This window comes from Alteromonas sp. AWJ4_197 (assembly GCF_056160285.1).
In genome coordinates, this window is the sequence record NZ_JBSWWW010000003.1 from 572,137 (window position 1) to 583,199 (window position 11,063).

Below are 11,063 nucleotides of genomic sequence, written 5' to 3' on the forward strand. Positions count from 1 at the left end.
GTTGATAACTACCAGTTAAGAATAACTTTTCCGGACTGCCCTGACCCCATGGTATCGAACCCTTTCTGAAAATCGTCGATACTGTACTGATGGGTAATAACAGGAGAAATATCCAGACCACTTTGTAACAGACTGGCCATTTTGTACCAGGTTTCAAACATTTCACGGCCGTAAATACCTTTAATGATTAAGCCTTTGAAAATCACCTGATTCCAGTCTACCGCCACATCAGTTGGCGGGATCCCCAGCATAGCAACCTTTCCGCCATTATTCATCTTATCTAACATGTCACGGAAAGCAGCAGGGACACCGGACATCTCAAGGCCCACATCGAAGCCTTCAGTCATGCCCAGTTCGTTCATGACATCTTTTAATGAGGTGGTACCCACGTTGACCGCACGGGTTGCCCCCATTTTTTCGGCCAGTTCAAGACGGTACGGATTTAAGTCAGTGATCACCACATGACGTGCACCAACATGCTTCGCGACTGCCGCAGCCATAATACCGATAGGACCGGCACCGGTAATCAGCACATCTTCACCGACCAGATCAAAGGACAATGCGGTATGTACAGCGTTACCGAACGGGTCGAAGATTGACGCCATATCATCGCTGATATTGTCAGGAATGCGGAATGCGTTGAACGCCGGAATCACCAGATATTCTGCAAAAGCACCGGCCCGGTTAACACCAACCCCTTCGGTATTCCGGCACAGATGACGACGCCCGGCACGGCAGTTACGGCAATGCCCGCAGGTGATATGGCCTTCACCGGACACTCTGTCACCAATTTTGAAACCGGCCACTTCCTGACCCATGCCCACAACTTCACCCACATATTCATGACCAACGACCATGGGTACAGGAATCGTTTTCTGAGACCACTCGTCCCAGTTATAAATATGCATGTCGGTGCCGCAGATAGCGGTTTTACGGATTTTAATCAGCAGATCATTGTGACCCACTTCCGGCTCTGCCGTATCCTGCATCCAGATCCCGGGTTCGCGGTGCGCTTTTACCAGTGACTTCATCAGATAACTCCTAACTCTTTACCCACTTCGATAAACGCATCGACAGCTTTATCTACATGCTCAATGGTGTGACCGGCTGACATTTGTGTGCGGATGCGGGCCTGACCTTTCGGTACGACGGGATAAGAGAAGCCCACAACATAAATACCTTTCGTCAGCATTTTTTCAGCCATTTCACTGGCCAGACGGGCATCACCTAACATAACCGGAATGATGGCGTGATCTTTACCCGCCAGAGTAAAGCCCGCTTCTTCCATGCGTGTACGGAAATGCACGGCGTTCTTCCACAGTTGCTCGCGCAATGCATGACCGTCAGCCATCATATCGAACACTTTCAGTGAGGCAGATACGATGGGAGGCGCGACGGAATTAGAAAACAGGTAAGGACGTGAGCGCTGACGTAACCATTCAACAATTTCTTTCTTGCCGGAGGTGTAACCGCCCGATGCTCCGCCAAGGGCTTTACCCAGCGTGCCGGTAATGATGTCAACGCGGCCAATTACGTCACAATATTCGTGGCTGCCACGACCATTTTCGCCAAGAAAACCGGTAGCGTGACAGTCATCAACCATCACCATCGCATCGTATTTGTCTGCAAGATCGCACACGCCTTTCAGGTTCGCGATAACACCGTCCATGGAAAACACACCGTCGGTGGCGATAATTTTAAACCGTGCGCCATCAGCAACGGCCTGCTTCAATTGCGCTTCGAGTGCGTCCATATCGTTATTCGCATAGCGATAACGTTTAGCTTTGGATAAGCGGACACCGTCGATGATGCTGGCGTGATTCAGTGCATCAGAAATGATCGCATCTTCCGGCCCGAGTAAGGTTTCGAATAAGCCGCCATTGGCATCAAAACAGGACGGGTACAAAATGGTGTCTTCGGTACCCAGAAAATCGCTGATTTTCCCTTCCAGTTGTTTGTGAATATCCTGCGTACCGCAGATAAAGCGCACCGACGCCATACCAAAACCATGACTGTCCAGGCCTTCTTTGGCTGCCGATACCAGATCCGGATGATTAGCCAGACCTAAATAATTGTTCGCGCAAAAGTTAATGACTTCACTGCCATCGTCGACGGCAATGTCAGCTTGCTGCTGTGAAGTAATAACCCGCTCATTTTTGTACAGACCTTCTTGTTTTACTTCTTCTATCTGCTCACGTAAATGCGTGATAAATGACTGTGACATGTTTCTCTCCGTCGTCGAAAACGCGTATTCTAATGGTTGGGTATTGATGGGTACAGCCTTGCTGTATCAAGGGTTCAAACCTGTAGACGGGGAGTGTAAATTTTTTCGCACACCTTTGCCCGGCATATGCGGATTATTTCTGAGCTCAAAACTCAAACTGATGCTGAGAACTGCCGGCGTTGCGTTTATCCACATTTTGCCAGCAGCCGTCTTTGACGTTTTTCTCCAGCCGCTCCCAGAGTTGCGCTTCAGGAATGGGCGGGCTGATTAAATAACCCTGGGCCTGATGACAGTAAAACTCTCCCAGTTTGCCCAGTTGTTCCGGCGTTTCCACCCCTTCAGCTATCACGGTTCTTCCCAGACTTCTGACGAGGGCTATGGTAGATTCCACGATATTGGCATCTTCCGGATTATCCAGCATGCCGCTGATAAACGACTGATCGATCTTTACGTAATCCACGGGCAGGGATTTCAGGTAACTCAACGACGAATAACCGGTGCCGAAATCATCGATGGCCACCAGACACCCCATATCCTGCAAGGCTTTGCACACATCAATGGCGGAATCCATATCAGACACCAGCGCGGTTTCTGTCAGCTCCAGCTCCACTTTATCCGGAGCCAGTTCATAGAGCGCCAGTTGCTGGGCCAGAAAATTGGGCAGTGTGATGTCTGAAAACTGTGCAGCAGAGATATTAATTGCCATTTTCAGTTCACTGTAACCGCTTATATTCAGCTCATTGAGAATACGCAAAGAACGGGTGAGTACCCAGTAGTCCAGTTCCAGCATAAACGGCGTATTTTCCAGCATGGGAATGAATTCTCCCGGGGATATATATCCTTTTACCGGATGATACCAGCGGATAAGTGCTTCAAAGCCCTCCAGCCGGAAAGTATCAATACTGATTTGAGGCTGCAATGCCAGGCTAAACTGATTCTCTCTAAGCGCAACCCTTGCTTCCCGTTCGAGCTCAACTTTGCGCATCACCTTAATATTCATCGATGCATCGTAAAGTTTGAAAGAAGCACCTTTCAGTGCTTTGGCTTCATACATGGCAATGTCAGCATGCCGCAACAGCTCCATTGCCGTTGTTTCGGGCTGATTAGTGATGGCAACACCAATACTGGTAGAAACGTAAAAGGGCAGGGAATCTACCTGAATAGGCCGCGAAAACACGTTAATCACTGATTTCGCCACCGCTTCCACTTCGCTTTTATCACGGACTTTACTGAGTAAAATAACAAACTCATCTCCGCCAAAGCGCCCGACCAGGTCGTGTTCTCCCACAGCATTGGCTATACGCTCAGCGGCGGCATGAATTAATTTGTCGCCGACATCATGGCCGTGACTGTCATTGACCTTTTTAAAATCATCCAGGTCGAGAAATAACACCGCAGCCAGCCCCTGATCACGGGTGGCGTTCACAATGTGTTTTTCAATCTGAAAGGTCATCATTGTGCGGTTTGGCAGGCCTGTCAGGCCATCGAACATGGCCATGTTTTCAAGCTGGGCGTTCGAAGCTGCAATCTTTGAATCCTGTTCTTCCAGCCGTTCAGCAAGGTTGTGCGCCGTTTCTTCCAGCAAATCAAGTTCATCCGGGAACAGCTTGTCTTTCCATTGACGGCGAAAACTACTGCCGTGGGAAAACTCCTGATACCTGTGTTCTGCCAGTAACGGTAGCCGCTCCACCAGCTGAAGCAACTTGGTTTTATATTGGTGGATCAGTAACAGCAGCAAAATAGTAAAGAGAAAGAAAAGTGTGATGGCGGTACCAATGACCATGTTCTGGTAGGCGTTCACCGACTCAACAACCGCTGTTATATCGCGGATAAACAGAATGTAGTAATCCTGTTCAGACATAGGCAGCAAGCTTACCAGTAAGCGTTTCTTATCCTGTTTGACCAGCACGCCCCGTTCAACCATCCCTTCAGTGGTGGCATCAGAAGGTGTCGCTGCCAGTACAGTATTGACGATTTGTTGATTCTGATTCGACAACTGACTGACAATTTTTAAATCAATATTGTCAGCGCTGTATCCTTCGTAGCGCACAATGGCAATTTTATAAGCGCTGGAGAACTGGGAAAGTGCTGCCAGAAGTTCACCGAAGCTGGAACTGAGCACCAGCACCGCGATTTGTTGATCTTCTGTCATGATGGGTGCGGTCACGTATCGGTAACACATCTCACGACAATCAAACCGGTTCTGCGGGCGAATTTGTTCCCGGGTATGTTGCTCCATTTCCGGAATGAACGCGGGCATTTTGTCACGGTTGCCGGTTATCAGCTTACCGTCTGCATTGAACAACCACATTTCACTGATTTGCAGGCTGACATTCAGCGCATCCTCGGACTCTTTCAAAGCATTTAGCAGTTCCTGCTCTGACAAGGTTTCGGTATGGCCCCAGCGGGAGAAAGTTTCCACCCAGACCAACAGCCGTACGGTAAACAACTCGTCCATCCATGCCATCTGACGCTGATTTTTGAGCTGGAAGTCTTTGTGCTGCTGCTCGATATTGCTTTGCGACTGCGCAATCAGCATTACCGCGATAGCGACTGTTACAGTAAGCATCATTGCAACAACAATGCTCAGTAATTTGGTGGTAACCGATACTTTAACTTTCATATCAGAACCAGTACATAACCTGTACTGCCCACATTCGCCAGTACTCGGCTGTGTCTGGTGTATTCTGAGGGCTGGGAATGCTTGTCAGCCGGCCAGCTCCGTTTACCCAGTGGTGTTCGGCCTGGATACGCCAGTTGGGCCTTGGATCCCACTGAACACCTACCGTAGCGGTTTTCTCATAGCCAAAATAAGCAGGAATGACACCGCCGGTTGCCGCTTCAAGCTTTTCACCATCACGGTCATTGCGGTCGGAGACATACATGTCGTATCCCAGCGTCAGGGTAAACTGAGAATTGAGCATGTAACGGATCTGCGCGTATCCCCCTTCCCCTTTATTTTCATCAAAGAAGGCTGGTGAATAGCCGCCGAAATCACGACTGTGATTACGCTGCAGCTCTGCATTAAACTCCCAGTTTTCCGCATAGTAAACCGCAGACAACGTATATAACCTGACAGTCCTTCCGCCCCCGAACAAGTTTTCCGTGGCTGAAGGGTGGTAGGTAAAGTCGGAATCCAGCCAGCTGGCGCCCAGTTGCCAGTCCAGTGACGGCGGCTGCCAGAACACACTGAACTGATGGGCATAGTCCTGCTTCAATTCTCCCTGTGCAAATTCGCCCAGCAACGCTTTTGTCTGATAGCTGCTCATGGGGGAACTGCCGTAACTCCAGTTTATCTTCAGATTTCCCTCGTCAGAGGAGCGGTACAATTGCAGTAACACTCCATCACTGCCCAGCGCTACATCACGGAAATTATCGAAATAAATGGATTGCGGCAGAATGATAGTAGAACGGGTTTGCGGCACATCCCGGGTGGCAGAATATAACCAGTGCGGACTTTTAAAACGGCCCAGGTTGATATTTGCGGTCCAGTTTTCCATATCCGGCAAACGCCAGTCGACAAACAAATAGTCAATTCTGGCACCGCGCTCATAGCGATTGCCGCCATCCAGATAAACAGCCTGCCCGACCACAGCAAGGGAGGCGTTCATATCGTAGCGCATGTTTATTCCCAACTCAGTGAGGTCAAAGCTGATTTCATCATCTTCATGGATAAAGTCGCTGTCGATTGACTGGCTTATTCCCTGAGAGAGAAACCCGTGCCAGCTGAACGCATCTTCAGCCAGGCAGTCCCCGGCGACCAGTGCGGAGAAGAAAAATACAAAAATGGCAGGAAAAGACTTCATGGTACGATAACCTCCCTGACGTCCTGCGACCAGGTTCCCTGATACGCATAACCGACGGCGCCCGGCGTGCTGGCTACGGCTTCCAGCACTTCAGTTTGAGTAGCGAGAGTCTGAGGCCGCTCTCCCTGACCGGAATAAATGATTTGATTCCACAGCCTTTCCAGCTGATAGGGAAACATTTTCAGCACTTGCCGGCAAAAGTCCCGGTGAGCATCTGAATTTGATTCCAGCACATACACCGTAATTTTTGTGCCATCGGGCCAGTACTGTTTGCGGGCTGAAAAAATATCGCGCACTTCACTGCGGGTAAGTTGATGTTGCTGAACATTTTTATTCAGAATCACTGCCGCTTCAGAAGCATGGGCTGAAAAAGTGATACACAGAATAATGCAGGCTACAAGCATCCGTAGCAGCGGGAGACCCTGTCTGGTCGCAACGTCCTGGCGGAAGAAAATGAGCAAATGACACCTCATCCTTAAAGAAACGTGTCTGATAGAATTTTGCGTATATACAGTGTAGAGGGTTCTGGCCATTTTGCGTGATTTTTTTTGAGGAAAATCACATTCATACAAAATGACCAATAAATCTACAGCAACTGGTCAACCATTTGAATAACACTGGCCGTTGAGATACGGGACATCAAGTCCGGTCCTTTTGCTCTTGTTCCCCAGGGCAGTGATTCCCATGATTTACCAGTTTGCTCTTTAATACACTCATCGTAAACCGACACGACGTGCTGTAAATCATTGTACGGACCGGTCCGGCGGGGATTAGAGTGGGCGTATAAACCGATAACCGGAGTGCCGGCCATTGTTGCCATATGCGCAGGGCCGGTATCCGGTGCGATCACCAGTGATGCCCGCTCAAGCACAGCCAGCATATCGTGCAATGATGTTTTACCTACAAGATCACGGGCGATATGACTGGTGCAACGTAAAATGGCATCGGCAAGTTGCCGGTCAACCGGCCCGGGGCCACCGCACAGTATCACAGGAATGCCTTTTTCATACAGGTGGTCAGCAACCGCCGCATAGCGCTCAGGTAACCAGTTTCGTTCAGCTTTGCTTGCTGCAGGGCTGATTACCGCAAAACGGCCATATTCTTCTGCCAGTTCTGCGGCAAATTCAAAAGCACTTTCAGGCAGGGGTAAATCCCACTCAGGCTTTCCGGCAGGAGGCAGACCAAGTGCGTCGCCGAAATCCATGAAGCCGTCCAGAACATGCGCATGCTGCCTCGCTTTAACCCTTTTATTGGCAAACAGCCAGTGAAGCTCTTTGCTTCGGGCCCAGTCGAAGCCGATCCTCTCACGGGCCTTGATAACCCTTGAAGCCAGATTCGCTCTTAATGCCACCTGCATCATCAGCAATGCATCAAAATATTCTCCGCTGACGGCTTCGCGCAGGGCATTAACGGCCTGTTTGCCCTGCTTTTTATCGAACACGATAAAACGGACGTCCGGCAACATTTTCATCAGCTCATATTCAATTTTTCCGATGACCCAGGTTAACTCTGCATCCGGCCAGTGTTGTTTTATCCGATGGACTAACGCCGCCGCGTGGCAGACATCGCCAATAGCAGACAACCTCATCAAACAAATCTTTTTCTTCAAGGACCCACCTCTAAAGCTGAAAACTGTGAAATTTTCATTACAATGACCAATTTACCACATTAACGATGTAGCATGGCGATAAAACAAGTGTCAGCAGGCAGTCACCATATCCTGATCTGCGCAGATGAATATCCGCAAATTACACCGCAGTGGTTTGACCCGCAATGGTGGCAGGAAAAAGGTGCTGTTACCGGTCAGGCGAAAGGCCGGGGGACCACGTTATTTCTGGACGTAGATGGAGATGCGCTTGTGCTGCGCCATTATCGTCGCGGCGGATTACCGGGCAAATTGCTTGACGACCAGTATGTGTTTGGCGGACTTGAGGCAACACGTCCCTTTAAAGAACTTCGTTTGCTGTCAGCCATGCGGGACCAGGGTTTGAACGTACCCCGCCCGGTGGCAGCACATGTACAGCGTAGTGGTCTGGTATACCGGGGGGATTTAATTACCGCAATGATTCCTGAAAGTCAGGATCTGCATGCTGTGCTATGCCGCCAACCGTTACCGGAAGATAAATGGTTTGCTACAGGTGTTGCCGTAGCCAGAATGCACCGTGCCGGTGTGTACCATCACGATTTGAATGTGAGAAACGTGATGATAGATAGTCGGGAAGAAATCTGGATCATTGATTTTGATCGCTGTGACTTCCGCGCCGGCGATAAATGGAAAACCCGAAACGTGGCGCGTTTTTTACGCTCACTGGTTAAAGAAAAAAATAAGCATGCCGGATTTCACTGGCAGCAAAGCGACTGGAATGCCTTTCTTGAGGGCTTGCAATCTGTGTGATTGAAAGTCAGCCCGCAGACAGGTAATTTCGTTATCTCTACAGAAAAGAAGACACACTATGCACACACGAGCCATTTACCCGGGCACTTTTGACCCGATAACAAACGGGCATGCAGATTTAATCGAGCGTGCTTCCCAAATGTTTTCACATGTCATTGTGGCTATTGCGTCAAACCCCAGCAAAAAGCCACTTTTCTCGCTGGAAGAACGGGTGGAGATGATTCGTGAAGTCACCAAAGACTTACCTAACGTAGAAGTTCGTGGCTTTACCGGACTGCTCGCCGCGTTCGCGGATGAGATTAACGCTACGATACTTATCCGTGGTTTGCGGGCGGTGTCGGACTTCGAGTACGAATTTCAACTGGCGAATATGAACCGCCGCCTGAATCCGAAGCTGGAAAGTGTGTTCCTGACCCCGGCAGAAGAAAACTCGTTTATCTCATCCACGCTGGTCAAAGAAGTTGCTTTGCATAAGGGTAAAGTGACTGACTTTTGTCATCCTGTCGTGGAAGAAGCGCTGAAGCAGCGCTTTCACGGTAAGTGATAGTTTGCAGAATGTGATGAACCGTCTGCCGCAGAGATGCGGCAGTCAGAACCCGCTGGATGGATTTACGCCGTATTTCTCAATGAAAGCTATTTCTGGCAGTCAGGACAGTAAAAGGTATTGCGCTGTCCAATCACCACGCTTTTGATTTCACTGCCACACACTTCGCACTCCTTTCCGGCACGGCCATAGACTCTTAAATGCTGGGCGAAATAGCCCGGATTGCCGTCGCTCTGAGCAAAATCTTTCAGTGTAGTACCGCCCTGTTCAATGGCTATTGCCAGCACTTCTTTAATGGCGTCTGTCAGCAGGACATAACGTTTTGCGCTTACCCGTCCGGCTGCACGGCGCGGGTCGATACCCGACATAAACAGCGCTTCATTGGCATAGATATTCCCGACTCCCACTACCACGTCATTATCCATGATGAAGGTTTTCACCGGGCTCTTTTTCCCTTTGGCCAGTTCCACCAGCCGTTGCGCATCAAAATCGTCTGTAAGCGGCTCAGGCCCCAGTTTCAGAAGCAGTTTATGCATCTCACCTGTCGGCTGCCATAAACAGGCTCCGAAGCGTCTGGGATCGTTAAAACGCAAGCATTTACCGCTTTTGAGCACAATGTCGATATGGTCGTGCTTAACCGGCGGATGCGTGGCGTCAATCACACGTAATTTTCCGGACATGCCCAGATGCAGCACAATCTCTCCGTTGCCGGTATCTATCAATAAATATTTCGCCCGCCTGCGGATGTTGCGGATCTCACATCCCTCAGCTTTAAAAATATCATCCGGAACAGGCCAGCGAAGCCGCTTGTCACGCACAATGATTTTACTGATTGTCTGATTCATCAGCCAGGGCGAAATGCCGAGGCGGCTTACCTCAACTTCAGGTAATTCAGGCATAGAACATTACTTCCTATTGATCCCAGGGTAGTAAACCGGTGAGTGTAGCATCACTCAGGCGGTACCAGGCATTCTCTATTTTCACCAGCGTTTTATCTTGTTGGGGATAAAAGGCAAACACCAGGCCGTCAGACTGGCCGGCCAGCCACACCACTGCTACCAGAGGCTCAGTTTGCGGCTCCGCCGACATTTCTACAGGCTGCAACGTTGCTGAACGCCAGGCGCTGATTTGCTGCGCGGGAGTAGTGACAATCTCCGGGTCCGGAGACACCTGCCGCCACCCCTGTCCGTTTCTGACCAGCTGGCTCTGCCCCTGCTCTATTTTTAACACATAAGCGTCTTGCGGGATCAACGGCACCACGGCGGGCGCTTTTGCCGATGGCAAAAATGTATCCAGATTGAACAAGGCAATCATCAGCAACATAGAAAATATCACTACGTTGTTCATACCGCGCTGTGAAAGAAAAGCCATATTTTCTCAGTTTTGAAGTTACTTTTATTAGGATAATGGTCAATACCGGAGTCTACGCAAATTCAGAAACGAAAATAGCTACCTGTGTCACTGGGCGTTCAGAAACACGGCGTAAACCCATCCATGGGGCCTCGTCTGCCGCATCCCTGCGGCAGACGGTTTCTGAACGGGCGCTCACTCCAGTGTTGCGCTATTTTCGTTTCTGAAGCCCGCTAAGTCCGGTGTAATGCTCTTTGCGCTAAGATTAACGCACTGGAGGCTAAACGCAAAAAACCCGGCAAAAGCCGGGTTTTCGTGGAGACAAAAGCAAGTTTTATTACTTGATTTTTGCCTCTTTGAACATAACGTGCTTACGCACAACGGGATCGTATTTTTTGATCTCCATTTTGCCAGGCATGTTACGCTTGTTTTTGTCAGTGGTGTAGAAGAAACCTGTACCTGCTGAAGAAACTAATTTAATTTTATCACGCATTGTCGGCTTCCTTAGATTTTCTCACCACGGGCACGAAGATCAGTCAGAACTGAATCGATACCCTTTTTATCGATGATACGCATGCCTTTAGCAGACAGACGCAGTTTAACAAAACGGTTTTCGCTCTCAACCCAAAAACGGTGAGTTTGAAGATTTGGCAAAAAGCGACGACGAGTCGCATTGCGCGCGTGCGAACGGTTATTACCAACCGCTGGACGCTTACCAGTAACTTGGCATACTCTTGACATTGT

Annotated in this window: 12 protein-coding genes; 2 read left to right on the forward strand and 10 right to left on the reverse strand. The window is 49.5% G+C overall.

The window, feature by feature from the left end; genetic code table 11:
- Positions 1-8 precede the first annotated feature (8 nt).
- The 6 genes from tdh to ACXAGC_RS09120 all read right to left on the reverse strand — a co-directional run bounded on the left by tdh (position 9) and on the right by ACXAGC_RS09120 (position 7,618).
- Positions 9-1,031: an L-threonine 3-dehydrogenase gene (gene tdh / locus ACXAGC_RS09095; protein ID WP_474844124.1), complete on the reverse strand. Its 1,023-nt coding sequence runs from the start codon at positions 1,029-1,031 to the stop codon at positions 9-11.
- Positions 1,031-2,224: a glycine C-acetyltransferase gene (locus tag ACXAGC_RS09100; protein WP_474844125.1), complete on the reverse strand. Its 1,194-nt coding sequence runs from the start codon at positions 2,222-2,224 to the stop codon at positions 1,031-1,033. Before ACXAGC_RS09100 ends, tdh begins: the two co-directional genes overlap by 1 nt.
- A 145-nt stretch (positions 2,225-2,369) precedes the next feature.
- Positions 2,370-4,847, reverse strand: coding sequence for a putative bifunctional diguanylate cyclase/phosphodiesterase (locus ACXAGC_RS09105; protein ID WP_474844126.1), 2,478 nt, complete (start codon positions 4,845-4,847; stop codon positions 2,370-2,372).
- Between the two features lies 1 nt (position 4,848).
- Positions 4,849-6,030: a hypothetical protein gene (locus ACXAGC_RS09110; RefSeq protein ID WP_474844127.1), complete on the reverse strand. Its 1,182-nt coding sequence runs from the start codon at positions 6,028-6,030 to the stop codon at positions 4,849-4,851.
- Positions 6,027-6,434: a hypothetical protein gene (locus tag ACXAGC_RS09115; RefSeq protein ID WP_474844128.1), complete on the reverse strand. Its 408-nt coding sequence runs from the start codon at positions 6,432-6,434 to the stop codon at positions 6,027-6,029. Before ACXAGC_RS09115 ends, ACXAGC_RS09110 begins: the two co-directional genes overlap by 4 nt.
- Before the next feature lie 182 nt (positions 6,435-6,616).
- Positions 6,617-7,618, reverse strand: a complete 1,002-nt coding sequence (locus ACXAGC_RS09120) for a glycosyltransferase family 9 protein (protein ID WP_474844129.1) — start codon at positions 7,616-7,618, stop codon at positions 6,617-6,619.
- 93 nt (positions 7,619-7,711) lie between these two features.
- Here ACXAGC_RS09120 and ACXAGC_RS09125 point away from each other — a divergent pair, with 93 nt between their 5' ends.
- Complete coding sequence (locus ACXAGC_RS09125) at positions 7,712-8,425, forward strand: 3-deoxy-D-manno-octulosonic acid kinase (RefSeq protein WP_303573157.1); 714 nt, start codon at positions 7,712-7,714, stop codon at positions 8,423-8,425.
- A gap of 58 nt (positions 8,426-8,483) precedes the next feature.
- The gene (gene coaD, locus ACXAGC_RS09130) at positions 8,484-8,969 is read left to right on the forward strand and encodes a pantetheine-phosphate adenylyltransferase (protein WP_474844130.1); all 486 of its coding nucleotides are present in this window, start codon (positions 8,484-8,486) and stop codon (positions 8,967-8,969) included.
- Positions 8,970-9,058: 89 nt separating this feature from the next.
- Here coaD and mutM read toward each other — a convergent pair whose 3' ends face one another.
- The 4 genes from mutM to rpmB all read right to left on the reverse strand — a co-directional run bounded on the left by mutM (position 9,059) and on the right by rpmB (position 11,060).
- Positions 9,059-9,868, reverse strand: coding sequence for a bifunctional DNA-formamidopyrimidine glycosylase/DNA-(apurinic or apyrimidinic site) lyase (gene mutM, locus ACXAGC_RS09135; RefSeq protein ID WP_474844131.1), 810 nt, complete (start codon positions 9,866-9,868; stop codon positions 9,059-9,061).
- A 13-nt stretch (positions 9,869-9,881) separates the two neighbouring features.
- Positions 9,882-10,340 (reverse strand): hypothetical protein, encoded by a 459-nt coding sequence (locus ACXAGC_RS09140; RefSeq protein ID WP_474844132.1) that lies wholly within the window; start codon positions 10,338-10,340, stop codon positions 9,882-9,884.
- Positions 10,341-10,656: 316 nt separating this feature from the next.
- Entirely contained in the window at positions 10,657-10,812 is a 156-nt protein-coding gene (rpmG, locus tag ACXAGC_RS09145) for a 50S ribosomal protein L33 (protein ID WP_012516577.1), read from the reverse strand.
- Between the two features lie 11 nt (positions 10,813-10,823).
- The gene (gene rpmB / locus ACXAGC_RS09150) at positions 10,824-11,060 is read right to left on the reverse strand and encodes a 50S ribosomal protein L28 (protein ID WP_119499464.1); all 237 of its coding nucleotides are present in this window, start codon (positions 11,058-11,060) and stop codon (positions 10,824-10,826) included.
- Between the last annotated feature and the right edge of the window lie 3 nt (positions 11,061-11,063).

Excerpts from the sequence above, each read along its gene's own strand:
- tdh (WP_474844124.1), bottom strand. The coding sequence starts at position 1,031 with ATGAAGTCACTGGTAAAAGCGCACCGCGAACCCGGGATCTGGATGCAG.
- ACXAGC_RS09100 (WP_474844125.1), bottom strand. The coding sequence starts at position 2,224 with ATGTCACAGTCATTTATCACGCATTTACGTGAGCAGATAGAAGAAGTA.
- ACXAGC_RS09105 (WP_474844126.1), bottom strand. The coding sequence starts at position 4,847 with ATGAAAGTTAAAGTATCGGTTACCACCAAATTACTGAGCATTGTTGTT.
- ACXAGC_RS09110 (WP_474844127.1), bottom strand. The coding sequence starts at position 6,030 with ATGAAGTCTTTTCCTGCCATTTTTGTATTTTTCTTCTCCGCACTGGTC.
- ACXAGC_RS09115 (WP_474844128.1), bottom strand. The coding sequence starts at position 6,434 with ATGCTTGTAGCCTGCATTATTCTGTGTATCACTTTTTCAGCCCATGCT.
- ACXAGC_RS09120 (WP_474844129.1), bottom strand. The coding sequence starts at position 7,618 with ATGAGGTTGTCTGCTATTGGCGATGTCTGCCACGCGGCGGCGTTAGTC.
- ACXAGC_RS09125 (WP_303573157.1), top strand. The coding sequence starts at position 7,712 with ATGGCGATAAAACAAGTGTCAGCAGGCAGTCACCATATCCTGATCTGC.
- coaD (WP_474844130.1), top strand. The coding sequence starts at position 8,484 with ATGCACACACGAGCCATTTACCCGGGCACTTTTGACCCGATAACAAAC.
- mutM (WP_474844131.1), bottom strand. The coding sequence starts at position 9,868 with ATGCCTGAATTACCTGAAGTTGAGGTAAGCCGCCTCGGCATTTCGCCC.
- ACXAGC_RS09140 (WP_474844132.1), bottom strand. The coding sequence starts at position 10,340 with ATGGCTTTTCTTTCACAGCGCGGTATGAACAACGTAGTGATATTTTCT.
- rpmG (WP_012516577.1), bottom strand. The coding sequence starts at position 10,812 with ATGCGTGATAAAATTAAATTAGTTTCTTCAGCAGGTACAGGTTTCTTC.
- rpmB (WP_119499464.1), bottom strand. The coding sequence starts at position 11,060 with ATGTCAAGAGTATGCCAAGTTACTGGTAAGCGTCCAGCGGTTGGTAAT.